Origin of the sequence: Devosia sp. Root436, assembly GCF_001426345.1 — a bacterium.
Classification (GTDB): Bacteria; Pseudomonadota; Alphaproteobacteria; order Rhizobiales; family Devosiaceae; genus Devosia.
In genome coordinates this window covers 428,417-454,968 of the sequence record NZ_LMEM01000010.1, presented here as the reverse complement: position 1 = coordinate 454,968, position 26,552 = coordinate 428,417, and the positions used below count along the sequence as shown (strand labels likewise).

At 65.0% G+C, this 26,552-nt stretch carries 23 protein-coding genes, 1 tRNA gene and 2 pseudogenes; 16 read left to right on the top strand and 10 right to left on the bottom strand.

Annotation, left to right across the window (positions count from 1 at the left end):
- Positions 1 to 135: 135 nt before the first annotated feature.
- Complete coding sequence (locus ASD04_RS11090; protein ID WP_056256533.1) at positions 136 to 1,020, bottom strand: PfkB family carbohydrate kinase; 885 nt, start codon at positions 1,018 to 1,020, stop codon at positions 136 to 138.
- A complete protein-coding gene (locus ASD04_RS11085; RefSeq protein ID WP_056256530.1) occupies positions 1,017 to 1,964 on the bottom strand; it encodes a pseudouridine-5'-phosphate glycosidase in 948 nt (315 codons plus the stop codon). The genes ASD04_RS11090 and ASD04_RS11085 overlap by 4 nt, the downstream gene beginning before the upstream one ends.
- A gap of 434 nt (positions 1,965 to 2,398) precedes the next feature.
- On the opposite strand from ASD04_RS11085, the gene ASD04_RS11080 reads away from it, so the two are divergent.
- The 5 genes from ASD04_RS11080 (at position 2,399) to purU (ending at position 7,869) form a co-directional block, all read left to right on the top strand.
- Positions 2,399 to 3,490: a polyamine ABC transporter substrate-binding protein gene (locus ASD04_RS11080; protein WP_056256527.1), complete on the top strand. Its 1,092-nt coding sequence runs from the start codon at positions 2,399 to 2,401 to the stop codon at positions 3,488 to 3,490.
- A 153-nt stretch (positions 3,491 to 3,643) separates the two neighbouring features.
- Positions 3,644 to 4,792, top strand: a complete 1,149-nt coding sequence (potA, locus tag ASD04_RS11075; protein ID WP_056256524.1) for a polyamine ABC transporter ATP-binding protein — start codon at positions 3,644 to 3,646, stop codon at positions 4,790 to 4,792.
- Between the two features lie 181 nt (positions 4,793 to 4,973).
- Positions 4,974 to 5,927 (top strand): ABC transporter permease subunit, encoded by a 954-nt coding sequence (locus ASD04_RS11070; RefSeq protein ID WP_056256519.1) that lies wholly within the window; start codon positions 4,974 to 4,976, stop codon positions 5,925 to 5,927.
- Between the two features lies 1 nt (position 5,928).
- On the top strand, positions 5,929 to 6,738 hold the full coding sequence (locus ASD04_RS11065; protein ID WP_056256514.1) for an ABC transporter permease subunit: 810 nt from the start codon (positions 5,929 to 5,931) through the stop codon (positions 6,736 to 6,738).
- 276 nt (positions 6,739 to 7,014) lie between these two features.
- Positions 7,015 to 7,869, top strand: coding sequence for a formyltetrahydrofolate deformylase (purU, locus tag ASD04_RS11060; protein WP_056256510.1), 855 nt, complete (start codon positions 7,015 to 7,017; stop codon positions 7,867 to 7,869).
- A gap of 42 nt (positions 7,870 to 7,911) precedes the next feature.
- Here the strand turns inward: purU and ASD04_RS11055 are convergent, their stop codons facing one another.
- The 5 genes and pseudogenes from ASD04_RS11055 to ASD04_RS11035 form a co-directional block, all read right to left on the bottom strand.
- Positions 7,912 to 8,340 carry an Rrf2 family transcriptional regulator gene (locus tag ASD04_RS11055; protein ID WP_056256507.1) on the bottom strand — a complete coding sequence of 143 codons (429 nt, stop codon included), beginning with the start codon at positions 8,338 to 8,340 and terminating at the stop codon, positions 7,912 to 7,914.
- A 612-nt stretch (positions 8,341 to 8,952) separates the two neighbouring features.
- Positions 8,953 to 10,722: pseudogene (locus tag ASD04_RS11050) on the bottom strand (cation:proton antiporter); the annotation flags it as partial.
- Between the two features lie 400 nt (positions 10,723 to 11,122).
- Positions 11,123 to 12,211: an AAA family ATPase gene (locus ASD04_RS11045; RefSeq protein WP_056233139.1), complete on the bottom strand. Its 1,089-nt coding sequence runs from the start codon at positions 12,209 to 12,211 to the stop codon at positions 11,123 to 11,125.
- Entirely contained in the window at positions 12,211 to 12,894 is a 684-nt protein-coding gene (locus ASD04_RS11040; protein ID WP_244488300.1) for a fumarylacetoacetate hydrolase family protein, read from the bottom strand. Before ASD04_RS11040 ends, ASD04_RS11045 begins: the two co-directional genes overlap by 1 nt.
- Positions 12,887 to 13,948, bottom strand: a complete 1,062-nt coding sequence (locus ASD04_RS11035; RefSeq protein WP_056256497.1) for an aldo/keto reductase — start codon at positions 13,946 to 13,948, stop codon at positions 12,887 to 12,889. Before ASD04_RS11035 ends, ASD04_RS11040 begins: the two co-directional genes overlap by 8 nt.
- Before the next feature lie 131 nt (positions 13,949 to 14,079).
- On the opposite strand from ASD04_RS11035, the gene ASD04_RS11030 reads away from it, so the two are divergent.
- The 10 genes from ASD04_RS11030 to ASD04_RS10985 all read left to right on the top strand — a co-directional run bounded on the left by ASD04_RS11030 (position 14,080) and on the right by ASD04_RS10985 (position 24,109).
- Positions 14,080 to 14,775 carry an AprI/Inh family metalloprotease inhibitor gene (locus tag ASD04_RS11030; protein ID WP_056256494.1) on the top strand — a complete coding sequence of 232 codons (696 nt, stop codon included), beginning with the start codon at positions 14,080 to 14,082 and terminating at the stop codon, positions 14,773 to 14,775.
- Between the two features lie 60 nt (positions 14,776 to 14,835).
- Positions 14,836 to 15,702, top strand: coding sequence for an EamA family transporter (locus ASD04_RS11025; protein WP_244488299.1), 867 nt, complete (start codon positions 14,836 to 14,838; stop codon positions 15,700 to 15,702).
- A gap of 94 nt (positions 15,703 to 15,796) precedes the next feature.
- A complete protein-coding gene (locus ASD04_RS11020; protein ID WP_056256607.1) occupies positions 15,797 to 16,168 on the top strand; it encodes a YciI family protein in 372 nt (123 codons plus the stop codon).
- A complete protein-coding gene (locus tag ASD04_RS11015) occupies positions 16,169 to 17,437 on the top strand; it encodes an RNA polymerase sigma factor (RefSeq protein WP_056256487.1) in 1,269 nt (422 codons plus the stop codon).
- Positions 17,438 to 17,501: 64 nt separating this feature from the next.
- The gene (locus ASD04_RS11010) at positions 17,502 to 17,903 is read left to right on the top strand and encodes a VOC family protein (protein WP_056256486.1); all 402 of its coding nucleotides are present in this window, start codon (positions 17,502 to 17,504) and stop codon (positions 17,901 to 17,903) included.
- A gap of 231 nt (positions 17,904 to 18,134) precedes the next feature.
- On the top strand, positions 18,135 to 20,567 hold the full coding sequence (gene ligD / locus ASD04_RS11005) for a DNA ligase D (RefSeq protein ID WP_056256483.1): 2,433 nt from the start codon (positions 18,135 to 18,137) through the stop codon (positions 20,565 to 20,567).
- 42 nt (positions 20,568 to 20,609) lie between these two features.
- Positions 20,610 to 21,512: a Ku protein gene (locus ASD04_RS11000; RefSeq protein ID WP_056256481.1), complete on the top strand. Its 903-nt coding sequence runs from the start codon at positions 20,610 to 20,612 to the stop codon at positions 21,510 to 21,512.
- Positions 21,513 to 21,517: 5 nt separating this feature from the next.
- Positions 21,518 to 22,594, top strand: a complete 1,077-nt coding sequence (locus ASD04_RS10995) for a tetratricopeptide repeat protein (RefSeq protein ID WP_056256478.1) — start codon at positions 21,518 to 21,520, stop codon at positions 22,592 to 22,594.
- Positions 22,595 to 22,694: 100 nt separating this feature from the next.
- Positions 22,695 to 23,339: an alpha/beta family hydrolase gene (locus tag ASD04_RS10990; RefSeq protein WP_056256475.1), complete on the top strand. Its 645-nt coding sequence runs from the start codon at positions 22,695 to 22,697 to the stop codon at positions 23,337 to 23,339.
- Complete coding sequence (locus ASD04_RS10985; protein ID WP_056256473.1) at positions 23,336 to 24,109, top strand: exodeoxyribonuclease III; 774 nt, start codon at positions 23,336 to 23,338, stop codon at positions 24,107 to 24,109. Before ASD04_RS10990 ends, ASD04_RS10985 begins: the two co-directional genes overlap by 4 nt.
- A 7-nt stretch (positions 24,110 to 24,116) precedes the next feature.
- Here the strand turns inward: ASD04_RS10985 and ASD04_RS10980 are convergent, their stop codons facing one another.
- From ASD04_RS10980 to ASD04_RS10975, 3 genes and pseudogenes are all read right to left on the bottom strand, one after another.
- The gene (locus ASD04_RS10980) at positions 24,117 to 25,460 is read right to left on the bottom strand and encodes an FAD/NAD(P)-binding protein (RefSeq protein WP_056256470.1); all 1,344 of its coding nucleotides are present in this window, start codon (positions 25,458 to 25,460) and stop codon (positions 24,117 to 24,119) included.
- A 184-nt stretch (positions 25,461 to 25,644) separates the two neighbouring features.
- Positions 25,645 to 25,808: pseudogene (locus tag ASD04_RS19860) on the bottom strand (ABC transporter ATP-binding protein); the annotation flags it as partial.
- Positions 25,809 to 25,895: 87 nt separating this feature from the next.
- A tRNA-Ser gene (locus ASD04_RS10975) sits at positions 25,896 to 25,985 on the bottom strand.
- A gap of 119 nt (positions 25,986 to 26,104) precedes the next feature.
- On the opposite strand from ASD04_RS10975, the gene ASD04_RS10970 reads away from it, so the two are divergent.
- Entirely contained in the window at positions 26,105 to 26,545 is a 441-nt protein-coding gene (locus ASD04_RS10970; RefSeq protein ID WP_156461208.1) for a gamma-glutamylcyclotransferase family protein, read from the top strand.
- The last annotated feature ends 7 nt before the right edge of the window (positions 26,546 to 26,552 follow it).

Below are 26,552 nucleotides of genomic sequence, written 5' to 3'. Positions count from 1 at the left end.
CGTCGCATGCGCCAGAAAGCTCGTCATCTTCGCAAACACGGTCCTGCAAAGAGACAAGCCATGGACCGCATCACTTAATGGTTGCTCATGGTGAGGTGGGAGCGTAGCGACCCTCGAACCACGAGGGCGTGGCACTCAGCCCGGCTGGCCGCCGATGGATTGAACGGCTTTCGCTCCCGCTGCGATGCCTTTGGCGAGCGCACCGGCTTCATCCGCGCCGGCCAGTTTTGCAGCGATGAAGCCGGCCGCGAAGGCATCCCCCGCGCCGGTGGAATCCACCACACTCACCTCCGGGGCCGGCAGTTCGACGCGAATGCCGTTACGGCCGCCGATGGCGGCACCGAGGCGGCCACGCTTGATGAGAACCGTGTCGTAATGGCTGCCCAGGGCCCGCATCTGCGCTTCGCAGCCGGTGACGCCGGTCAGCGCCCCGGCTTCGCTTTCATTGGCGAAGATGGCATCGGCGCCGCTTGTCCAGTCGAGGAACTGGCTGGCGCCGACTTCGACCAGAAACCCCACCGAGGCCGGGTCGACCATGACGGCAATGCCGCGCGCCCTGGCGGCGGCAGACAGGCCCTGCACCGCGGCACGGGGCGCCGGGGCGAAGAAGCTGTAGCCCGAGACCATGACCATGCCGATATCGTCGAGCAGGCTTTCATTGAGGTCGGCGGGCGACAGGTTGAGATTGGCGCCGCGATCGGTGAGAAAGCTGCGTTCGCCATCGGGATCGACAATGGTCACCAGCACGCCCGAAGGCTGCTCGCGGTCGCCGGACAGCACCGGCACCACGCCCAGCCCGCGGAAATAATTCTCGTACATCGCCTTGTCCTCGGCCCCGACACGGGCCGCGAACACCACTTCGGCACCCATGGCGCCCAGCCACACCGCCTGGTTGGCGCCCGAGCCGCCGGGGCGGCTGCGCACCGTGGCGCGGCGATCGCTGCCTTTGACGACAGGGCCTTCGGGCACCACGATGACATCGGTCATCACGTCGCCGACGACGAGAACCTTGCCGCTCATGCGCGGCGCACGGCCGGGCGTGGCGTGGCACGGGCCGCCATGGCCACGGCGATCTGCGCGGCGACCATGGCATTGTTTTCGACCAGCGCGATATTGGAGACCAGCGACTTGCCGTCGGTCAATTCGAAGATGCGCTTGAGCAGAAAGGGGGTCAGATCCTTGCGGGAGACGCCTTCCTGCTCGGCGCCCCTTATGGCCTCGGCAATGCGCGCCTCGATGGCCGCGGGGTCGAGCGCATCGGCTTCGGGGATGGGGTTGGCGACCAGCACGCCGCCCAGGCCCAGGTCGATCTGCATGGCGACCACCTTGGCGATGCCGGCCACCTCATCGAAGCGATGATCGACCTTGTGGCCGCTCTTGCGCGCCCAGAAGGCGGGGAATTCGTCGGTGCCATAGCCCAGCACCGGCACGCCATTGGTTTCGAGCACTTCAAGCGTCTTGCCGATATCGAGGATCGACTTGGCTCCGGCACAGACCACACAGACCGGCGTGCGGCCCAGCTCTTCGAGGTCGGCGGAAATGTCGAAGGTTTCCTCGGCGCCGCGATGCACCCCGCCAATGCCGCCGGTGGCAAAGACATGGATGCCGGCCAGGGCCGCAATCTGCATGGTGGTGGCGACGGTGGTGCCGGCAATCTCGCCCTTGACCAGCAAGGCCGAAACATCGCGCCGGCTGGCCTTGGCGGCCTTGCCGCCTTCGAGCGCCAGCCGCTCCAGATCCTCGCCCGAAACGCCGACGCAGAAGCGGCCATCCATGATGGCGATGGTGGCGGGCACCGCGCCATGCTTGCGGATCACCGCCTCGACATTGTTGGCCATCTCCAGGTTCTGCGGATAGGGCATGCCATGGGTGATGATGGTCGATTCCAGCGCCACGACCGGCTTGCCTGATGCCAGCGCCTTCTTGACTTCTGGACTGACGGAAAGGTAGGCCTTGGCGCTCATCGTCTCACTCGCTCGATCTGTCGGTTGCGGGCCGCCGCGGCCCTGTTGCCGCGGGTTTTGCGCCTTGTTGCGCGATGGCGTCAACCCCTGCGGAATCTTGCCGCCAGATGCTTGTCGCCCCAGCGATTTGGCTCTAGGTTGCCCTCGTAAAACTCCAGCGTGGAAAGGGCACTTCGCTGCAGACGATCATGGTTGATCGCGCCGTGCGCGTCGATCGATACGCGCCCGGCTCCGGGCAGAGGCCAGCCGATTTGCCCAGCGCTTCCGAGCGCTCTTTTTCCGCACCAGCATGCCAGACCGGATCGACCGATCCGGGCCCTCGAAGATGAGCGCTCGGGACTGACCCGTCTGCGCCTCCGGGCGCCCCGATTGTGCCGCGCCACGGCGCCGTAACGCCAAAAAGACCAAAACTTTCGAACAGGAGCTCAATCCAGATGAACAAGTCGCTCGTACTTGCCCTCGGCGCCATCATGGTCGCCAGCCCGGCGCTGGCCCAGGAAGAGGCCGTGCTCAACGTCTATAACTGGTCCGACTACATTGCCGAGGACACCATCGCCAATTTCGAGGCGAAGACCGGCATCAAGGTCAATTACGACGTCTACGACAATAACGAGATCGTCGATGCCAAGCTCCTGGCCGGCAATTCCGGCTATGACATCGTGGTCCCCTCGGGCAACTTCCTCGAACGCCAGATCCAGGCCGGCCTGATCCTGCCGCTGGACAAATCCAAGCTGACCAATCTGGGCAATCTCGACCCGGCAGTGATGGCCACGGCCGCCGGCCAGGACCCTGACAACGCCCATGCCGTGCCCTATATGATCAACACCATCGGCTATGGCTACAATGTCGCCAAGGTGGCCGAGGCGCTGGGCGCCGACGCACCCACCGATAGCTGGGACCTGATCTTCAAGCCCGAATATGCCGAAAAGCTCGCTTCCTGCGGCATCAGCCTGCTTGACAGCCCCTCCGAAGTCACCGGCATCGCGCTGAACTATCTTGGCCTCGACGCCAATTCGGAGAGCGAGGAAGACCTGGCCAAGGCCGAGGAACTGCTCAACTCGGTCAAGCCCTATATCCGCTACTTCCACTCCAGCCAGTATATCGACGACCTGGGCAATGGCGAGATTTGCGTGGCCCTGGGCTATTCGGGCGACATCTTCATCGCCGCCGACGCCGCGGCTGCCGCCGGCGCGGGCGTCGAGGTGCAGTATGTCATCCCCAAGGAAGGGGCGGCGACCTTGTTCGACTTCCTGGCCATTCCGGCCGATGCGCCCCATCCCGGCAACGCCCACACCTTCATCAACTATATTCTCGAGCCCGAAGTCGTGGCCGCGATCACCAATTATGTGTTCTACGCCAACCCCAACCTGGCAGCGACCGAGTTCGTCGATGAAGAGGTCAAGTCCAATCCGGGCATCTATGCCCCGGCCGAAACCATCGCCAAGGCCTTCGTCATGGGCGCCCACAGCCCCGATTTCGAGGAAGTACTGACCCGCACCTGGACCCGCATCAAGACCGGCCAGTAAGACGATCATCCGGGGGCGGCACCAGCCGCCCCCAGCTTGCCAGCAGCCCTCATGGTGAGCCTGTCGAACCACGAGGGCGTGGCAACATCCAGTCACGACCTCGTCCTTCGACGAGCTCAGGATGAGGTCTACTGACAGGATCGCTAGAGACAGATGGCCAAAAAACCCCCGCTCGCTATCGACACCCGGCCCTGGCGCGACCCCAAGGCAAAGCCGTTCGTGCGCATCAGGAACGTCACCAAGAAATTCGGCGACGTTTCGGCGGTGCATGACGTGTCGCTCGACATCTACAAGTCCGAGCTGTTCTGCCTGCTCGGCGGCTCGGGTTCCGGCAAGTCGACCCTGCTGCGCATGCTGGCGGGCTTTGAAACGCCAACATCCGGCACGATCGAGATCGACGGCCAGGACATGACCCAGGTCGCCCCCTATAATCGGCCGGTCAACATGATGTTTCAGTCCTATGCGCTGTTCCCGCATATGAACGTGGAGCAGAATATCGCCTATGGCCTCAAGCGCGATGGGCTGCCCCGCGCCGAGATCGCCGCCCGGGTCGCCGAATTGCTGGCGCTGGTGAAGCTGCAGGACTATGGCGCGCGCAAGCCGCACCAGCTTTCGGGCGGGCAGCGCCAGCGCGTGGCTTTGGCCCGCGCCCTGGCCAAGCGCCCCAAGCTGCTGCTGCTCGACGAACCGCTCGGCGCGCTGGACAAGAAGCTGCGCGAGGAAACCCAGTTCGAGCTGGTCAAGATCCAGGAGACGCTGGGCGTTACCTTCATCGTGGTGACGCACGACCAGGAGGAGGCGATGAGTCTCGCCACCCGCATCGGAGTGATGAACCAGGGCGAAATCGCCATGATCGGCGAGCCCACCGACATCTACGAATTCCCCAATTCCAAATTCGTGGCCAATTTCATCGGCTCCGCCAACATGGTCGAGGGCGTGGTGACCGAGGACGAGCCCGACCATGTGCGCATCCGCTCGGCCGAGCTGGGCTGCGACATCCATGTCGGCCATGGCGTCGATTGCGCCCCCGACCAGCTCCTGTGGTGGGCTATCCGCCCCGAAAAACTGCATCTGAGCCGCGACAAGCCGGCCGGCATCCATGGCGCCAACGTAACCCATGGCATGGTCGAGGATATCGGCTATCTCGGCGACATGAGCGTCTACCAGGTGCTGCTCGACAGCGGCATGCGCCTGCGCGTGACCCAGACCAATACGGTGCGCGGCAACCCCGACGCCATCACCTGGGACGAACAGGTCTATGTTACCTGGGGCGACACATCCGGCTCGGTGCTGACGGTATGATTGTCCATTCGTCTCCGCTGAGCGTGGGCTCCCTCTCCCCTGAGGGGAGAGGGTGGGGTGAGGGGTTCAGTGCTGGTGGGGAGCACGCAGCCCGATGCAGCGCTGAACCCCTCACCCGGCGCTGCGCGCCGACCTCTCCCCTCAGGGGCGAGGTAACAAAGGCAAACGCGGGGACCACAACATGACCACCGCCCACGAACCCACCATTCCCCCGCCGCGCCGGCTTCGGCCCTGGAACGCGGTGGAGCGGCGGCTGGCCAAGGTCGGCATTTCCGGCCGCGTGCTGGTGCTGGTCGCGCCGGTCCTGTGGTTGCTGGTGTTTTTCCTCGTGCCGCTGGCCGTGGTCTTCGGCATTTCGCTGGCCACCAAGCAGTTTGGCCGCCCGCCCTATTCGGCCTTGCTCTCGACCGAAGAAGGCACGGTGCAGCTCACCCTGCATCTGTCCAATTACATCAAGCTCTTCACCGACAACCTCTATGTTGCGGCCTATCTGAGCTCGATCCGCATCGCGGCCATCGCCACGGTCATCACGCTCCTTATCGGCTATCCCATGGCCTATGCCATTGCGCGGGCACCCGACCGCTGGCGCAATATCCTGCTGATGCTGGTGGTGCTGCCCTTCTTCACCTCGTTCCTGCTGCGCGTCTATGCGCTGACCGGCTTCATGCGTGGCAATGGCGTCATCAACCAGTTTCTCGGCCTGTTCGGCATCGAGCCGCTGGTGATGATGCAGACCGATTTCGCCGTCTATGTCGGCATCGTCTATACCTATCTGCCCTTCATGATCCTGCCGCTCTATACGACGCTGGTGAAGCTCGACACCGCCTTGTTCGAAGCCTCCGCCGATCTCGGCGCCCGCCCGGCGCGCACTTTCCTCTCGATCACCCTGCCGCTGTCGCTGCCCGGCATCGTCGCCGGCTCCATGCTCGTCTTCATTCCGGCCATCGGTGAATTCGTCATCCCCTCGCTCCTGGGCGGACCGGGCACGCTGATGATCGGCCGCGTGCTGTGGGACGAGTTCTTCACCAATACCAACTGGCCGCGCGCTGCCGCCGTCGCCATGGCCATGCTGGTCGTGGTGGTGGTGCCCATCATGCTGCTGCAGCGCGCCCAGAGCGCCGTGGTGGAGAAGTAGCATGCGCCGGGGCTGGTTCCTTCCCATCGCCGCGTCGCTGGGCTTCGCGTTTCTTTACGCGCCCATCGTCTCGCTGGTCATCTTCTCGTTCAACGAGAGCAAGCTGGTCACCGTCTGGTCGGGCTTTTCGACCAAATGGTATGGCGAGCTGTTCAGCGACCCGCAATTGCTCGGCGCCGCCTGGCTGAGCCTGCAGATCGCCGCCATCAGCGCCAGCATCGCCCTGGTGCTGGGCACGCTGGCGGCGGTAGCCCTGGTGCGCTTCCGCCGCTTCAAGGGCAGGACGCTGTTTTCCGGCATGGTCTCGGCGCCGCTGGTCATGCCCGACGTGATCACCGGGCTGGCTTTGCTGCTGCTGTTCGTGGCCATGGAATCCACGCTGGGCTGGCCGCAGGGCCGTGGCATGCTGACCATCGTCATCGCCCACGCCACTTTCTGCACCGCCTATGTCTGCGTCGTCGTGCAGTCGCGCCTCAGCGATTTCGACCGGAGCCTCGAAGAAGCCGCCATGGACCTGGGCGCCTCCCCACTCCGCACCTTCTTCGACATTACCCTGCCCATCATCGCCCCGGCTTTGGTGTCCGGCTGGCTGCTGGGCTTCACCCTGTCGCTCGACGACCTGGTCATTGCCAGCTTCGTCTCGGGTCCGGGCTCATCCACCCTGCCCATGGTGATCTTCTCCAAGGTCAAGCTGGGCGTTTCGCCGGACGTCAACGCGCTGGCCACCATCATCATCGCCATTGTGGCTTTGGGCGTGCTGATTGCGACGATTTTGCAACTGCGGGCACGGCCGAAAAAGGCACGAGGCTGACCGGGACTGGACAAGACGGCAAATCAGGCGCACCTTTCCCTCATGTTCAACCAACGTGAAGGAGGTGATCCAGTGTCTTTTGAGATTTTGGTACTCGAAGAAGGTCTGGGATATCGTGTGCTGATCGGGAGTGATCTCGGATAACACGCGCCTCCTCGGCACTCGAGGCCGATACACTCAGGAAGGGTCGTCCTCGCGGGCGGCCCTTTTTGCTGCGCACTTGACGAAAGGGCGCAAGCCATTGATACCGCTGGGCAGATTTCCGGAGCCTCAGCGATGTCCTCGGCCAGTTTCGTTCTTACCCTTTCCTGCGCCGACCGCCCCGGCATCGTCGCCGCCATCACCACCGAACTGGCGGCCCTGGGCGCCAATATCGCCGAATCCAACCAGTTCTGGGATCGCGAGACCGACCGCTTCTTCATGCGGCTGGCCTTCACCACGCCCCATGGCGTGGGGCGCGACGCCATCGAGCGGGCGCTGAAATCGCCGGTGGAACGCTTTTCCATGAAGACCAGCCTGGCCGATGACAGCCGCAGGAAGCGCATGGTGATCTTGGTCAGCAAGTTCGACCATACATTGCTGCATCTGCTCTACCAGATCCGCGTGGGCTGGCTCGATGCCGAGGTGGCGGCCATCATTTCCAATCATGCCGACACGCAAAAGATCGCCCAGGATGCCGGCATCCCCTTCCACCTGCTGCCGGTGACCAAGGACACCAAGGCGGCGCAGGAGGAACAGGTGCTGGCGCTGGTCAAGCAGAGTGGCGCCGACCTCGTGGTGCTGGCGCGCTACATGCAGGTGCTGTCGGACAATCTCTCGACCCGGCTGTTCGGCCAGGTGATCAACATCCATCACTCCTTCCTGCCCAGCTTCAAGGGCGCCAAGCCCTATCACCAGGCCCATGAGCGCGGCGTCAAGATCATCGGCGCCACCGCCCATTACGTGACGCCCGACCTCGACGAAGGCCCGATCATCGAGCAGGAAACCGCCCGCGTCACCCACGCCATGAGCCCCGACGACCTGGTGGCCGCCGGCCGGGATATCGAGAGCCGGGTGCTGGCGCGGGCGGTGAAGCTGCACCTGGAAAGCCGGGTGATGCTGAACGGGAAGAAGACGGTGGTGTTTGGGTAGGGGTGCCCTTTCTTACCTCCCCCAAAGGGAGAGGTAAGAAGTCTAAACCGGGATATCCTCCAGCCGCAGCGAATCTGCCAGCGTGGTGCGGTCCAGCACTTCGCGCGTGGCCAGCGTCACCCGCTCGAAGACGTGGCGAATCTCGCATGACTGCTCGTCGCGGCAATCCTTGCAGCGCTTGTAGGCGATCTTGGAGAGGCAGGGGAGCGGGGCGATGGGGCCATCGATCAGCCGCAGCACCTCGCCGAACATGATCTCCTCCGGGGCGCGGAGCAGTTCATAGCCCCCGGCCCGGCCACGGCGGCTGGCGACGAAGCCGGCCCGCTTGAGTTCCAGCAGGATCTGCTCGAGGAATTTCTTGGGGATCGCCTGTTGCTTGGAAATCTCGCCGATCATCATGGTTTCCCCGCGTCCGGTCCGGGCGAGGGACACCAGCGCGCGCAAGGCATATTTGGCTTTTTGCGAAATCATCGGCCCTACTGACTTCCCGGCGCGCCGCATGGCGCGCCGAACGCGATCGGGGCAGGAACACAGCCCCGCTGAACTCTATGCGCCCGCGCTCAAGCCTTTGACAAGAGGCTAGCTTTTGGGCTCGGGGACCACCGGCGGCACGGTGGGCTCATCCTTGTTTTCCGCATCCGGCTCGGGCGGCGCGATGCCGCCTTCGCTGGTTTCGTTCGCAGCTTCCGCGGCGGTCTCGGCATCGATCTCCGCCGTGGTTTCGGCCGGCCCAGATGCCGCTTCCGGCTCGGCGGCGGGAACCACGACCTCGTCGATAGCGGCCGGCGCTTCGCCCACGGCCGGCGTCGCATCGACCGATTCCAGCCCTGCCGCTGCCGGCTCGCTCGCCGGTTCGTCCGGGATCGACGCGGCTTCCACCGCCGCGATGACCACCGGATCAGATGCCACTGTGGCCGGCGGCGGGAGTTCGATAACGGCGTCCGGCGGCGCCACGACATCGGCCAGTGCGGCCTTTTCCAGCAGGTTCTCCGCCACCGGCAGCCTGGGCTCCTCGGGCACCGGCATGGCGGCGGATGCCAGGTTGCCGCCATCGCCACGCAGGAACATCAGGATGCCCTTGCCGATCTCGCGCTCGCCGCGAATGACCGCGGTGGCGCCGAGATTGCGCAGGAAGGCTTCTTCCTCTGCCGAATAGGCGCGGGCGATGATGGAAATGCCCGGATTGAGCTTGCGGCCGGATTCGCAGACCGATCCGGCTTCGAACCCGTTGGAAATGGCGATCAGCAGGTTGCGCGCCTGGGGCAGGTTGGCCAGCCTGAGCATATCTTCGCTGGCGGCATTGCCGAACACCACTTCGAAGCCCTCGGCCCGCGCGGCGGCCACGTCGTGATCGGAATCCTCGATCACCACGAGCCCGCCGCCATCCGCCTTGATGCCCGCCGCCACGATGCGGCCGACCTGGCCATAGCCCACCAATACGGTATGGCCGGCCAGGCGCGAGGGCTCACCGGTATCGTCGTCAGCGCCCGGCGCACCCGTATCGATGGCGCCCTGGCTGGGCGCATCGGTGGTGGCCGGGCCGTTGGCCGCCTCGGACAATTCGGTGGGCTCGATGCGCGCCTCTTCGGGCTCCGCTTTTGCCGCCTTGCGCGCCGCCGCCTTGGCCTCGAAGCGCGGCTTCACCAGGTCGACGGCCCAGAACACGACCGGGTTGAGCACGATGGAAATCAGCGCCCCGGCCAGGATCAGGTCCTGTCCTTCCTTGGGCAGGATCGCCAGGCTCACGCCCATGCTGGCGAGGATGAAGGAAAATTCGCCGATCTGCGCCAGCGAGGCGGAAATCGTCAGCGCTGTCGCCACCGGCCGCCGGAACAGCAACACGATGGCAAAAGCGGCCAGTGACTTGCCGATGATGATGATGAACACCGTCGCCAGCAGCAGCAGCGGATTGGTGACGATGATGGACGGGTCGAACAGCATGCCGACCGAAACGAAGAACAGCACCGCGAAGGCGTCGCGCAGCGGCAGGGTTTCCTGCGCGGCGCGATGGCTGAGCTCACTTTCGGAAAGAATCATGCCGGCAAAGAAGGCGCCCAGCGCCAGCGACACCCCGAACAGCACGGCCGAACCCAAAGCCACGCCCAGGGCAATGGCCAGCACGGCGAGCCGGAACAGTTCGCGGCTGCCGGTATGGGCCGTGGCATGCAAAGCCCAGGGGATGAGCCGCCTTCCGACCACCAGCATGAAGCCGACAAAGGCCACCAGCTTGATGACCGTGAGCGCCAGCACGCCCCAGAGGCCGACCGAGCCGCCAATGATGCGTTCGACAAAGGACACGAAGGGGTCGTGGACGCCGCTATCGGTGCCCCCCAGGGCGGCCAGGGCCGGGATCAGCACCAGGGCCAGCACCATGGCCAGGTCTTCCACGATGAGCCAGCCCACCGCGATGCGCCCGCGCTCGGTCTCGATCAGCCGGCGATCCTGCATCGCCTTGAGCAGCACCACGGTCGAGGCGCAGGACAGCGACAAGCCGAACAGCAGGGCTGCCCCCAGGTCCCAGCCCAGCAACAGGCCCAGCCCCGCACCCAGCAATGTGGCAAAACCGATCTGCGCGATGGCGCCGGGAATGGCCAGCGCCCGCACGCTCATCAGGTCCTTGAGCGAAAAATGCAGGCCCACACCGAACATCAGCAGGATAACGCCGATTTCGGCCAGCTCGGCCCCCAGCGCCTGGTCGGCCACGAAACCGGGCGTATAGGGCCCCACCAGCACGCCGGCCAGCAGATAGCCCACCAGGGGCGGCATCTTGAACCGGTTGGCGATCATGCCGAATATGAAGGCCAGCACCAGACCCGCGACGATCGTTGAGATCAGGGGGGTGTCGTGGTGCATGATGCCTCCGCTTTTGGGAATGATCCGGGCTGTGGGAAATCTCTACGGGCAAAATGGGGTATAAGCCCAGGATGCGCAAGCGCTGCCAATGCATGAAACATCAGCAATTTGGCTTACTTGGCCAGAAATCTTCACAAGACCGGATGCAGCGGTGCGAGTTTGGCTTTGTTATGGCGGTCCGCGTCTTTGTTGGAGCCGTAGCAGCCCACCGCGCGTGGGCTTCCTCTCCCCTGAGGGGAGAGGGTGGGGTGAGGGGTTCAGTGCGGGTGAAGGCAACAGCGCCTGTCGCGACGCTGAACCCCTCACCCGACCCCTCGGGTCGACCTCTCCTCTCAGGGGAGAGGTGGTTCCGCTCCACTCCATCCGCGATAGCCCTGCCGGACGCGCGGGAAACACCGATCTAGGAAACCACCGTGATCTTTTCCGCCGCCCGGGTGATCCCCGTATAGAGCCAGCGCGCCCGTTCCTCGCGGAACACGAAGCTCTCGTCGAACAGATAGACATTGTCCCACTGGCTGCCCTGCGCCTTGTGGACGGTGAGGCAATAGCCGAAGGTGAATTCATCGAACTGGCGGCGCTCGGGCCAGCTCATCGTATCTTCCTCGCCCGAAAAGAACGCCTTGTGGGTGAGCACGCGCGCCTCGCCCTTGCCCTCGTCCGCCCCCAGCAGCAGCGAATATTTGCCGTTGGTCCGCTTGGTGACTTCGGTGACGATCCAGATCTGGCCATTGAGCAGCTTCTTGCGCGGATTGTTCCTGAGGCACACCATGCGGTCGCCCTCGACCGGCTCGTGGAAGGGCAGGCCGCGTAATTCGCGTAAGCGATCGTTATATTGCAGCCGCGTCTTGTTGCGGCCCACCAGCACCTGGTCGGCTTCCAGTACCGCATTGCGGTCGACATTGTCGCGGCCGACCACGATGGATTCGCCATAGGAGCCGCGCTCCAGAAAGCCGCCCTCGCGCACCTGCATGGAGAGGTGGATGATGGGGTTGTCCGCCGCCTGCCGATGGATTTCGGTCAGCATGATATCGGGTTCGTCGGCGGTGAAGAAGCCGGCGCCCTGCACCGGGGGAAGCTGGAACGGATCGCCCAGCACCAAGACCTTCACCCCGAAGCTCAGGAGGTCGCGGCCCAGCTGTTCGTCGACCATCGACACTTCGTCGATGACGATGAGATCGGCATCGGCGGCCGGGCTTTCATCGTCCAGCACGAAGCGCGGCTCGCCTTCCTTCTCGCTGACCAAAGTATAGATCAGGCTGTGGATGGTCTGCGCGCCCTTGCAGCCGCGCTTGCGCATGACCAGAGCCGCCTTGCCGGTAAAGGCGGCGTATTTGACGCTTCGGACATCCTGCGCCAGATGCACGGCGAGCGTCGACTTGCCGGTGCCCGCCCAGCCGAACAGGCGGAACACCTGCGGTCCGTTCTTGTCCTTGAGCCAGGCGGAAACGGCCTTGAGCGCGCCATCCTGCTGGGGCGACCAGACCGGCATCAGGCGATCCGCGTCCGCACCGTGCCCACCCCGGCAATGCTGCCTTCGAGCACATCGCCGCGCACCACCGCGCCCACCCCGGCCGGGGTGCCGGTCATGATGATGTCGCCGGCCCTCAGCGCCACGAATTGGCTCAGATAGGCGATGGTATCGGCCACATTCCAGATCTGGTCGGCGAGGTCACCCCGCTGGCGCTCGACGCCATTGACCGCCAGCGTTATGGCGCCGCTGTCGGGATGGCCGATGGCGCTGGCTGGCTCGATCGTGCCGATGGGCGCGGAATGGTCGAACCCCTTGGCCATGTCCCAGGGCCGCCCCGCTTTCTTGGCCTGGGCCTGCAGGTCTCGGCGGGTCATGTCTAGCCCGGCGGCATAGCCATAGACATGGGTCAGCGCATCGGCCGAGGCGATGTTGGCGCCATCATTGCCGATGGCGACGACCAGCTCGATCTCGTGATGCAGGTCGGCCGTTTGCGGTGGATAGGGAATATCGGCGCCGCCGACCACGATGGCATCGGCCGGCTTGCCGAAGAAGAAGGGTGGATCGCGCGTGTCATTGCCCATTTCCACCACATGCTCGGCATAGTTGCGCCCTACGCAATAGACGCGGCGCACGGCAAAGAGCCCGCCGCGGGCAATGGGGATGGTAACCGGAGCGTAGGGCTCAAAGAGAAAATCAGCCACGCTTGAACTCCTCGGCATAGGGCCCGATCAAATCGAGGTCGATCTTGCCCAGCCGGTCCTGCGCCGTGAAGGACTGGTGCCAATAGGGGTAGAGCAAGGGCGGCCGGCTGGCCGCATCGAGCCGGGCCCGTTCATCGGCGCCGAGCTTGAATTCGGCCGCCCCCAGATTGTCCTGGAACTGCGCATCGCTGCGCCCGCCTATTATGACCGAGGTCACCCCCGGCCGGCCGAGCAGCCAGGCCAGCGCCACCTGCGCCCCCGAAACACCACGCTCATCGGCCACCGCGACCAGTACGTCGATGATGTCGTAGAATTTTTCCCAGTCGTAGACCGGCGGCTCGCGGAAGCCGCCGACATGCCGTCCGGATTTCGGCCCGCCATCGCGCCGGTACTTGCCACTCAGCAACCCGCCCGCCAAAGGCGACCAGATGAGCATGCCCAGCCCCTGATCCTGGCTGATCGGCACCAGCTCATATTCGGCTTCGCGCGAATGCAGCGTGTAGTGGATTTGCTGGGAGATGAAGCGCTCGCCCTGCCGCTCCCTGGCCGCAGCCAGCGCCTTGCTGATCTGCCAGCCGGCATAATTGGAACAGCCGATATAACGGACCTTGCCGGATTTCACGAGCGTATCGAGGGCCTCCATCGTCTCTTCGATGGGGGTCTGCCCGTCCCATTCATGCACCTGATAGAGGTCGATGACATCGGTCTTGAGACGCCTTAGGCTCGCTTCGGCCTGGGCGATGATGTGGTGGCGGGAAAGGCCGATCTCGTTGGGGCCCTCGCCCATCTTGAAGCGGACTTTCGTGGCGACCAGGGTTTTCTGACGACGGCCATTCTCGGCCAAAGCCACCCCGACCATCTCCTCGGAGACGCCGGCATTGTAGACATTGGCGGTATCGAGCAGGTTGATCCCGGCATCGAGGCAGAGGTCGATCTGGCGCGTCGCATCGGCCTGTTCGGTATGGCCGACCTTCTCGGAGCCGCCAAAGGTCATGGTGCCCATGGTCAGCACGGAGACCTTGAGGCCCGAGCGCCCCAGATAACGGTATTCCATCGCCATTCTTCCTTTGTTCCGTCGGCAAGGGCTAAAGGGTTGCGGTAACGGGGTCAAGGCAGCCCATCGCCCTCTCGCAGAATCATGCCGTTTGGGCAATTGTGCCGGCCGCATCCATGGAGGGAAACTCGATGCGCATCAGCATTCTGCTCGTCGTCGCCTGGGTCGTGGCAATGGGCGCTTCGGCCCATGCCCAGGACAGCAGTGCCCGTTATGCCGGCGCCTGGCAGGTCACCACCGGCGATGGCGGCACCGGCATGTGCCGCATCGACCTGGCCACCAATCGCAGCACCTTTGGCCTGTGGGCGACCAGCCTGGGATGCCTGGGGCCGCTGGCTATGGTCAATGGCTGGAAATCGGAAGCGGGCCACCTGCACCTGCTCGGCTATGACGGCGGTACCGTTGCGACATTCTCGCCCGATGGCAAAGCACTCGACGGTCGTTTTTCCGACGGCGCACCGGTGGCGCTGGCGCCGCTGAACGGGCAAAATGTCGCCTCGCTCAATCCGCCGGTATCGCAGAACTGCATCCGCAACCCCGCCAGCGGCTATTGCGCCGACGCCGCCGATATCAATGTGCCGACGGCTTTTCCACTCTGGGTGCGCGGCCTGCACCCGCTGGTCATCCGCGCCCAACCCAGCATGGCCAGCGACAAGCTGGGCGAGACCACGGCAGGGCAGTGCTTCATGATCGACTCCTGCCAGGGCACGCCGGAAGGCACCCGCTGCCACATCGCCCCAGGCCAGAACAGCCTGCCCACGGGCTATGTGCTCAAGCATTTCAACGACAACGGCAGCACCTTCGTCGCCTTCCAGAACTTCTGCTGACTCCGGCCGGTGACGCGCGCGGCGGCGCCTGCTAAACCGCGCCGTCCCCGGAGCCTTCCCTTGCGCCCGCAATCCGTCATTTTCTCCGTCCTGCTCGTCACCCTGGGCATGGTGTTCACCCAGACCGGGGCGAGCTTTGCCAAGGGGCTGTTCCCCCTGGTCGGCGCGGCGGGTGCGACGACCCTGCGGCTGGTGCTGGCGGCCATCGTGCTGGTCGCCGTGTTCCGGCCCTGGCGACAGAGGCTCGACAAGAGGCAATGGCGCGCCGTTCTGGCCTATGGCGCCGTCATGGGCGCGATGAATCTGTTTTTTTATGCGGCGCTGGCGACCATTCCGCTCGGCGTGGCGGTGGCGCTCGAATTCACCGGGCCGCTGGCCGTGGCCCTGGCCGGCGCACGCAGGCCGCTCGATTTTGCCTGGATCGTGCTGGCCGTGGCAGGGCTGGCCATGCTGCTGCCGCTGGGGCAGTCGAGCGGCGAGATCGGCCTGCCGGGCGTGTTGCTGGCGCTGGCGGCAGGCGGCTGCTGGGCCGGCTACATCATTTTCGGCCAGCGCGCGGGCACCGGCGGCGGTCCACATATCACCGCGCTCGGCGTCTCGGTCGCCGCCATCATCGTCCTGCCCTTTGGCGTGGCAACCGCCGGCACGGCCCTGCTCGATCCGGCCATATTGCCCATCGGGCTGGGCGTGGCCCTGCTGTCGAGCGCCATCCCCTATGCGCTCGACATGGCGGCCCTGCCCCATATGCCTTCGCGGCTGTTCGGCATCCTGATGAGCGGCCAGCCGGCTTTGGGCGCTCTGTCCGGCTTTCTCATCCTCACCGAGACGCTGAGCTTGTGGCAGCTGGGCGGCATTGTCGCGATTATTGTCGCCTCGCTGGGCGCCACCGTGACGATTGCGCGGAACGCCCCGGCGCCGGTGGCTTAGGGGCAAGCCGCGTGGCGTGATCCCAAAAAAGCACTGGAGCCCCTGTCTGAATTGGGCATAGTCGCTCGTCATGTTTCCGACGAGGGATGTCGAAATGCTTTATGCTGTCCTCTGCTACAACGATGAAAACGCCGTCGCCACCTGGTCCAAGGAGGAGGATGACGCCTGCATGGCGCGCCTCGGCAAGGTCGAGGACGGCATGAAGGCCAAGGGCAAGATGGGCCCGGTGGCGCGTCTTCTGCCCACCACCTCGGCCACGACCTTGCGCAAGACCAGTGGCGAGCCATTCATCATCGATGGCCCCTTTGCCGAAACCAAGGAACAGTTCCTCGGTTTCTATATCGCCGATTGCGACTCGCTTGAGGAGGCCATGGCCTTCGCCAAGGATCTGGCCGAAGCCAATCCCGGTGCCGGCGGCTATGAAATCCGTCCGGTCGGCATCTTTCACCCCAGCGAGCTTGGATAAATGGTCGACAACGCCTGGATAGCTGCCGCCCTGACCGCGGCCCGACCCCAGGCGTTGAGCGCCCTGCTGCGCTATTTCCGCAATCTCGATACCGCCGAGGAGGCCTTCCAGGAAGCCAGCCTGCGTGCTGTCCGAACCTGGCCCGACAAGGGGCCGCCGCGCGACGCCACCGCCTGGCTGATTTTCGTCGGGCGCAATTGCGGCGTCGACGTGGTGCGCAAGACCAGGCGCAATGTGGCCCTGCCGTCCGAAGAATACCTGTCCGACCTCGACGATGCCGAGGTCGATATCGCCGAGCGGCTGGACGGCGCCCATTACCGCGACGACATATTGCGGCTGCTCTTCGTATGCTGCCACCCCGACCTGCTGGCCAACCAGCAGATCGCCCTGGCCCTGCGCATCGTCGCCGGCCTGCCGCTCAGGCGGATCGCGCGGGCTTTCCTCGTCGGCGAAGCGGCGATGGAGCAGCGCATCACCCGCGCCAAGGCCCGCATCGCCGCCAACAATGTACCCTTCGATCCGCCCGATGCCGAAAGCCGGCTGCAGCGGCTGGGCGTGGTGGCGGTCATGCTCTATCTCGTCTTCAACGAGGGCTATTCGCGCGGCCATTCCGATCCGGACGCCGCTTTGCTCTGCGATGAAGCCATCCGGCTCGGCCGCCTGCTGCAGCACCTTTTTCCCACCGAGCCGGAAATCATGGGGCTGGTGGCGCTGATGCTGCTGCAGCATGCGCGGCACCGGGCCCGCGTGGATGCCGGGGGACAGATCGTGCTGCTGGAGGACCAGGACCGGACCCTGTGGGACGGGCCGATGCTGGCCGAGGGGCGGGCGCTGGTGGAAAAGGCTTTGCGCCACCAGGAACCCGGCACCTATCAGATACAGGCTGCCATCGCCGCCCAGCATGCGCGGGCCAAGCGCGCCGAGGATACCGATTGGGGTGCCATCGACCGGCTCTACCAGAGCCTCGAAGTGATCCAGCCTTCGCCGGTGGTGACGCTCAACCGCGCCGTGGCGGTCAGCAAGGCCCGCGGCCCCGCGGCGGCCTTGGCGCTGGTCACGCCGCTGGCCGAGAAGCTCGATGGCTATTTCCACTATCACGGTGTGCGCGGCGGGCTGCTGCTGCAACTGGGCAATGCTGCTGGCGCCCGCGAGGCCTTCAATCGCGCCATCGCCCTGGCCGGCTCCCCCGCCGAAGCCGCCCATATCAGGCTGCATCTGGACCGGCTGGCGGCGCTACCGGCTCTGCCGCCAGCGACCATCGCCAACTGATTGCACCGTTTACTGGCGCCGGGCGGCGCATCGTGCTTGCATAGCAACAAGAGGAGGATCGACCATGACCGCACCCCGCCCCACCACCGGCGTTACGCCCTATCTCAATGTCGATGGCGCCCGGCAGGCACTCGATTTCTACAAGACCGCCTTTGCCGCCATCGAGCACGAAGCCATCAAGGCCGAGAACAGCGACAAGCTGATCCACAGCGCCATCGAGATCAACAACAGCGTGATCTTCCTGTGCGACTTCTTCCCCGAATATGGCTTTGCACCGGTCAAGCCGCAAGGCTTCAACATGCATATCCATGTCGACGACGCCCAGAAATGGTGGGAGCGCGCGGTCGCCGCCGGCTGCAAGATCACCTCGCCGCTCAAGACCGAGTTCTGGGGCGACATCTATGGCCAGCTCGAAGACCCGTTCGGGGTGACCTGGGCGATTGGGCAGAGCGTGAAGCTGGGGTGAGCTCCACCTTTTTGCGCCATCAGTCGTCATCCCTCTCCCCTTGAGGGAGAGGGCGGTTTTCCGCGTTCAGCGGAAAACCGGGTGAGGGGTTCTGCACTCGCCCATGCTTCAATGCTGATGGAGAGATCGACACCCCTCATCCGCCCTTCGGGCACCTTCTCCCTCAAGGGGAGAAGGCAACACCCCCGGCATTGAGGTAAGTCTTCACCTCCACCCTGCTAAAGTCCTCCCATGGCCGACAAGCTCAAGACCTACCGTGACAAGCGCGATTTCAAGCGCACTAGCGAGCCAGCAGGCACGTTGGGCAGCGGCAGCAATCGCTTCGTCATCCACAAGCATCACGCCACGGCAGACCACTACGATCTCCGCCTCGAACTCGATGGCGTGCTGAAAAGCTGGGCCGTGCCCAAGGGGCCCTCGCTCAACCCGGCCGACAAGCGCTTCGCCGCCGCCACCGAGGACCATCCGATCGACTATATCGACTTCGAGGGCGTCATCCCCGAAGGCGAATATGGCGGCGGGCCGATGATCGTCTGGGATACCGGCACCTGGGCGCCGATGGGCGATCCACATGAGGACCTCGCCAAGGGCGCCTTCAAATTTCGCCTGGTGGGCGACAAGCTGCGCGGCGGCTGGATGCTGGCGCGGCTCAAGGGCAAGCCGGAGGATAAGGGCAAGGAGGGCTGGATCCTGTTCAAGGAACGGGACACCTCAATGAGCACCGAGGAGGACATCCTCGAAACCCGCCCGGAAAGCGTCAAGACCGGGCGGCGAATCGAGGAACTGGTGGCGCCACCCCCTGCTCCGATCAGGAAAGCCAGCAAGCCGCAGCCGGGCAAGCTGACCGGCGCCGTGAAGGCGCCCCTGCCCGCGACGATGGAGCTGCAACTGGCCTCGCCAGCCGAGAAAGTGCCTGATCCCAAGGGGAAATACCTGCACGAAATCAAGTTCGACGGCTATCGCACCCTGGCCTTCGTGGAAGGCGGCAAGACACGGCTGATCACCCGCGGCGGGCTGGACTGGACCAGGCGCTATGGCGACCTTCCCAAGGCGTTCGGCGAGCTCAATTGCCGCGAGGCGATCATCGATGGCGAGATCGTCGTGCTCGACAAGCAGGGCATCAGCCGCTTTTCCATGCTGCAGGATGCGCTGTCGGAAGGGGCGGGCAACAAGCTGGTCTTCTACGCCTTCGACCTGCTGCATCTCGACGGCTGGGACCTTCGCGGCGTTGAACTGGCCAGGCGCAAGGGGCTGCTGGCGCAATTGCTCTCCGGCCACGTGACGCCGCGCTCGGCCATTCAATATTCCGACCATGTCGAGGGCGACGGGCAGCCATTGCTCGATCTGGCCTCGGAACGTGGCCTCGAAGGCATCGTCTCCAAGCGCGCGGGCAGCAAATATACCACCGGGCGCTCCTCCACCTGGCTCAAGATCAAGGCGCTCAAGACCGGCGACTATGTCATTGCCGGCTATAGCGACAGCGCCGCCAATGGCGGCATCGGCGCGCTGGCGGTGGGCGAATGGGTCGAGGGCGAGCTGGTCTATCGCGGCAAGGTCGGCACCGGCTTTGACGCGGCGACGATGAAAACGCTGCTGGCACGGCTGGCGCCCTTGCGCATCGACGAGAAGCTCGAAGGCGCGCCCAAGGAAATCCTGCCCGTCCGCCCCATCCTCACCGCGCGCGTGCAATATGCCAACCAGACCAGCGACGGCATGCTGCGCCATGCCGTGTTCAAGGGGTTGCGGCAGGCCGAGCTGACGACGCCGGTGGCGGCGCCGGTCAAGCGTATCATTTCGGACGCCGATCTCGCCGGCATCTGGGTGACCAATCCGACACGGCGCCTGTTCGGCAAGACCGGGCCGACCAAGCTCGATATCGCGGTCTACTATGCCGCGGTGGGCGACTACATGCTGCCGCACCTGTTCGGCCGGCCGGTGTCGCTGTTCCGCTGTCCAACAGGCAAGCCGCATGACTGCTTCTTCCAGCGCCATCCCTTTACCGGCATGCCGGGTGGCCTCAAGAGCTTCGAGACGCAGAATTCGGAGGGCGAGAAGCAGACCTATATCTCGGTCGAGGACGCCAAGGGTTATCTGGCGCTGGCGCAATTCGGGGTGGTGGAATTCCACGCCTGGGGCACCCACCACGCCCATATCGACAAGCCCGACCGGGTGATCTTCGACCTCGATCCCGGCGAGGGCATCGAGTGGCGCGACGTGGTCAATGCCGCCGTGCATCTGCGCGGCGGGCTGGAAGCCATGGGGCTCAGGCCCTTCGTCAAGACCTCGGGCGGCAAGGGCGTGCATATCGTGGTGCCGACGACCAAAAACCTGACCTGGAAACAGGCGCATGCCGCCTGCGCTGCCATCGCCGTGGAACTGGCGAAAACCGGGCGCGATACCTTCACCACCACGATGGGCGCCGAGAACCGCAAGAACCGCATCTTCATCGACTATCACCGCAATGCACGCAGCGCGACGGCAGTAGCCGCCTATTCGCTGCGGGCAAGGCCGCACCTGCCGGCCTCCACCCCGCTCGACTGGCGCGATCTTGAATCCATCGACTCTCCCGAGGACCTGAATTATTCTACGCTTCCGGGTTTGTTAACCACGGCGGGCGACCCCTGGGCCGACATTAATGAGTCAGAACGGGATCTAACGTCATGATTTATGTGTTGTTTGCGTAATGTTCGCGCGTAGGAGGCGACAATGGCACCCAGAGCAAGTTGGAAGGGCCATATCAGGCTGAGCCTTGTGAGCTGCGCGGTGAAGATGTTCCCCGCGACGTCAGCGTCGGAGCGCATCAGCTTCAACCAGCTGCACAAGGACACCCATAACCGCATCAACATGAAGCCGGTCGATCCCGAACTGGGGCTGGTCGAGCGTTCCGACCTGGTGCGCGGCTACGAATACGAAGACAAGCAGTATATCATCATCGAGGACGAAGACCTCGAAGCCGTCCGCATCGAATCCAACCACACGCTCAATATCGAAGCCTTCGTCGATGAGAGCGAAGTGGACGTGATCTACCAGGACGCCCCCTATTACCTCGCCCCTGACGGGGCCATGGCCGAGGAAACCTTCGTGGTCCTGCGCGAAGCCATGCGCAAGGCCGGCAAGGTCGCCATCGCCCGCCTGGTTCTCTCCAGCCGCGAACGCGTCGTCACCATCGGCGCCCGCGACAACGGCATGTTCGTCACCACCTTGCGCAACCCCAACGAGGTGCGCGGCACGGCAGAATATTTCGACAATATCCCCAAGGGCAAGCCGGAAGCCGAAATGCTCGAACTGGCCGAAAAGCTGATCGAGCAGAAGGTCACCCACTTCGATCCCAAGGCCTATGAAGACCGCTACGAAGTGGCGCTGCTCGGCATGATCAAGGAAAAGCTCAAAGGCCACAAACCAATCATTGCAGCGGCGCCCGAACGCGGCAATGTTATCAACCTGATGGATGCGCTGAAGGCCAGCCTCGGCGAGGCCAAGCCCGCCGCGAAAAGCAAGGCCAAGGCACCAGCCGCGCCCAAGGAATCCGCCGCCAAGGCATCGCTCAAGGCCGCATTGGAAGCCTCCAAGGCCGCAGCACCAAAGGCGGCCACAAAAAAGAAAGCCTGACCTAGATGCGAGCAAGCGGGGAGAGCTATGGGGTGATCGGCGCCCTGCAGGCCTTCCCGCTGCGCCTCGCCACGCGGCGCGTGCAGGCGCTCGGTGGACGCCTGCACCGCAACATTACCCGCGGCACCACCGCCGTCGTGCTGGGCCGCACGCTGCTCGCGAGAAAATCGCAGGACTATATCGAGCAGGCCGCCGGCAAGGCACGAGAAAACAACGTGCCGCTGCTGAGCGAAAACGGTTTCCTGCGTCTGCTGCGCAGCCTGCCGCCGGTGCCCACGGCCAACATCACCCGCCAGTCCATGCTCGACCAGTCGCGCCTCGATGGCGATGTTCTGGACCTGCTGGCTTTGTTCGACGCCTTCGAGCATCACGCCGAACCCTTCTCCTTCCGCGACGTCATCCTGGCGAAAAAATACGCCGGCCTCGTCGCGTCAGGGGCGAGCTGGAGCGCCATTGCCCGCTCTGTCCACCAGATCGGCCCGGTCGGGTCGCTGACCGCGCTGACCTTGCAGGCCGACGGTCCGGCGCGCATCGTAGCGAAAGACGCCCACTCGCTGGCCGAACTCGACGGCCAGCGCCTGCTGCCCTTGCCCGAGATCGCGGAAGACGCCGAGGACTATTTCGGCCTGGCCGAAACCGCAGAGGCGGCCGAACTCTTCGCCGAGGCAGCAACGCTCTACGAACACTGTTCCGCCATCGACCCGACCGACGCGGTCGCGGCGTTCAATTTCGGCAATTGCCTGCGCAAGCTGGGCCATTTCAATGAAGCGGCGACGGCCTATATCACGGCCATCAAGCGCGATCCCGATTTCGTCGAAGCCTGGTTCAACCACGGCGGCGTGCTGCGCGACATGGGTCGCGTGGCGGCGGCGCGCGAGCACCTGGCCAAGGCGGTGGCGCTGGACCCTGATTATGCCGACGCAGTCTACAATCTCGCCGCGCTGGAATATGACGCGCATGACCTGGCGGCGGCGCGGCAATGGTGGCTGCGCTATCTCGAGTTGGACAGTGACTCGGACTGGGCACGACGCGCGCGGGCCGGGGTGGGGCTGGCGAACCGGACGCTGAACAAGGCGGGGTAGAGGCAGCTTCCCGACACGCGACCGGCACCCTCGGGTCAAGCGCGAGGGGTGACGATCTGTGGGCGGGCGACTACAGTGCCAAAAACAGCGGGACCCACCCATGCCCACCAGCTTTCTCTTCGATGGCCCCGACGATGCCCATGTCACCATCCTGCTCGCGCATGGCGCCGGGGCGCCGATGGACTCCGCCTCGATGAATGCCACCGCCAAGACGCTGGCGGCAGAGGGCTTCCGCGTGGCGCGGTTCGAATTCGGCTATATGGCCGGGCGCCGCACCGAGGCGGGCCGGAAACCGCCGCCACGGGCCGACAAGGTGATGCCCGAATTCATCGCCGCGGTGGACGATCTCGGCCCGACCAACGGCCCGCTGCTGGTCGGCGGCAAGTCCATGGGCGGGCGGGTGGCCAGCATGGTGGCCGATGCCCTGTTCGATGCCGGCCGCATCGCCGGGCTGGTGTGCCTCGGTTATCCCTTCCATCCGCCCGGCAAGCCCGAAACCTTGCGCACGGCGCATCTGGCTACGCTGAAGACGCCGACGCTGATCCTGCATGGCACGCGCGACGAATTCGGCAGCCCCGCGGAAATCGCCACCTACACGCTGTCATCCGCCATCACCGTGCAGTTCCTCGAAGACGGCGACCATGATCTCAAGCCGCGCAAGTCAATTTCCGGCTTCTCGGCCGCCGATCATCTGAGGACCATAGCGACGAGCGTCGACGCCTGGGCCAAGCGCATCGCCAAGTGAAGATCGCCACCTACAACATCAACGGCATCACGAGGCGCCTGCCCAACCTGATGGACTGGCTGGCCGATGCGGCGCCCGACGTGGTGTGCCTGCAGGAACTCAAGGCCAGTGACCGCCAGTTTCCGGCCACCGCCCTTGCCGATGCGGGCTATGGCGCAGTGTGGCGGGGTGAATCGAGTTGGAATGGCGTCGCCATATTGGCGCGCGGCTTGGAGCCGGTGCTGACGCAGGCAGAACTGCCGGGCAATCCCGACGACAAGCAGGCGCGCTATATCGAAGCGGCGGTCAATGGCGTGCTGGTCGCCTGCCTCTATGCGCCCAACGGCAATCCGCAGCCTGGCCCCAAATTCACCTACAAGCTGGACTGGATGCGGCGATTCCTCACCCATGCCGAGGGCCTGTGGGACACCGGCCTGCCGGTAGTGCTGGCGGGGGACTACAATATCGTGCCCGAGCCGCGCGACATCTACGAGACCAAATCCTATCGTGACAACGCGCTGGTGCAGCCCGAGAGCCGGGCCTTGTTCGCCGCCCTGCTGGCGCAGGGCTGGACTGACGCCATCCGCAAGACCCATCCCGACGAGACCGTCTACACCTTCTGGGACTACATGCGGAACCGCTGGCCGCGCAATGCCGGGCTCCGCCTCGATCACCTGCTGCTCAGCAAGTCGCTGGCACGCAAGCTGGTGGCCTCCGGCGTCGACCGCGAGATACGCGGCGCCGAGGGCGCCAGCGATCATGCCCCGGCCTGGATTCAATTGCGGGACTAGCCTTCTGTCAGGCGTCCAGAATGTGTCGCGCCATGTCGGCGCACTGCTTGCGGATATCGGGAACCGCCTCGATCTCGAAGAAGCGTCCGCGGGTCAGCGGGCCGACGGCCAGCAGGTGGCGCGACACCTTGCCGTCGCCGGCAATGACGAAGCAGTTTTCATCGACATCGAGCCCGATATGGAGCGGATCGGGCCGGCCCGCATCCTTGGCGATGAGGTCGCGGATGACAGGGTTCGAGCTGGTTTCCACATCGACCGTGACGCCGCCGCAATCATAGACGCGCGCCACGTCCACGGCCTGCCGCTCCTGGCTGCCACGCGGCCTGATCGTGGCGCGGACACCCGCGCCATGGCGCTCGATGCCGACGAATTCGGCGGCGATCAGCTCGACCTGCCCGTCGGCCACGGCGGCGCTCAGCCGCTCATGCTGCTCGGGCGGCAGCCGATGGCGATGGATATTCCACCAGGGCCGCAGATGGCGCAAAGCCTGGCGCCTGGTATGCTCGGTCCAGCTCTGCCAGATGCGCTGGTTGAACGGCCGCAGCCCATCGATGACGCTGCGCCAGTCGCCACCCCTGGCCTCGGTCTCGGCGATCAGCGCCCGGAACCAGCCCATGAAATAGGGCAGGTTGGTGCCGAAAGGCACATCGGCGGCATCGATCGGCAGCGCCGGGACATCGTGGTGGCCCTTGGGCAGGAAGCCGTTGCGCGAGACGACGAGGATGGGGCCGCGATGCTCGATCTGGGCCAGCGACAGCCAGGTATCGACCATGCTGAGGCCCGAGCCCAGGATCATGACGGGAACATCGGGATCGAGCGGGGTATCGCGCTCCGAGCCGATGCGCACGGCAATGCCGCGGCCGCGGGCCGGCTGGGTCTCGTGACCCACCGCCAGCACGGCATGGCGGCTGACGATGCTGGTGCCATTGTCGAGCACAGTCTCGACGCCGGCTTCGCTCTGGCGCACCGCTACGGCTTCCTCGGCATGGACGATGAGCCGGCCGGGCCGCAGGCAGGCGGCTTCCTCCAGCACATGCTCGAGATAGACACCATAGAGCCGGCGAGGCACGAAGACCCACGAGCCGGTGGGGCTGGGATAGTTCCGCGCCTGCAGCCAGCGCCAGAAATGATCGGGATCGTCGCCGAAGGCGCTCATGCCCCGGGCCGGCACATTGACCTTGTGGTCGCGCTGGCTGGCCGAATAGGCGACGCCCTGCCCGAACTGGCCGCGGCGCTCCAGCAGCGTCACCCGGATATCGGAAGCGGGATCGCGCAGCAGATGAGCCGCCAGCAGCACGCCGCTGGCGCCGCCGCCGATAATGGTCACAGAGGATGGGCCTTGCTGGGGCACTTTGCGCCTTCCGGTCGTTGCCGCGTCAGGCGGTGCATTGATCCTCGCCCAGGATTGCTGCGCCGGCATTGCCCTTCTTGGTCAGCATCGGCGCATATCCCTGCCGCCCCGCAACGGGGCGGCACTGGCGATGCTCTTAATGTCCACCGACCCCATAGACAAGCTATGAGTTCCGCGGCGGGGCCGCCTCGCCGACATCGTGGGTGACAAAGAGGGCGGTGAAGCCCTGCTCGCGCCACACCCGCTCGATCCGCGCCTGCATGGTGATGCGGGTGAGCGCATCAAGGCGCCGAGCGGCTCGTCGAGCCCCAGGAAATCGGGCTGGCCGACCAGGGCGCACGCCAGCGCCCCGAGGGCAGGCCATCAGCCGATGCCAGCAGGACCAGGTCGAGCCTTGCTTCGGGCTGAACTATTGAATTGGGGTATTGGGAAAACTGGCGGAGAGAGAGGGATTCGAACCCCCGATGGAGTTGCCCCCATGCCGCATTTCGAGTGCGGTGCATTCAACCACTCTGCCATCTCTCCGCGAGATCGAAACGGACACCCTAGCGGATGCCGTCTGGTCGATACGGGCGGCTTATGACATAGCAATAAAAGACCCGCAACACCCCTTGTGGGCTTTCATTCCGCTTTGGTCGCATACCATGCTCTTTGTCTATGGCACGCTGCAGGATGCCGATGTGCTGGGCGCCGTGCTGGGGCGACCCATCGACGTGGCGGGATTGCGTCGGGCACTGGCCCCAGGCTTTCGCGCCGTTGCCTATCCCGGGCGGGTTTATCCGGCGCTGGTGGCGGCGGACCTGGATACGGCGCCCGGCCTGCTGCTCGATAGACTCTCTCCACTCGACATGGCCGTGCTCGATGCCTTCGAGGGCGAGGAATACCGGCGTGAGGCGATCACGGTGCTGGCCGGCGGCGCCAGGCACCTGGCCGGTGCCTATCTGCCGGTCGCCGCCATTGCCGCCGCGACGCCGGCCTGGTCGCTGGCGGAATGGACCGCCCGGCACAAGCCGCTCGTGCTGGGCCGGGAGACGGACATGACAACGACGCTCCGCCAGCGCCTGTCGGCACGGCCTGCCCACTGATCGTCAC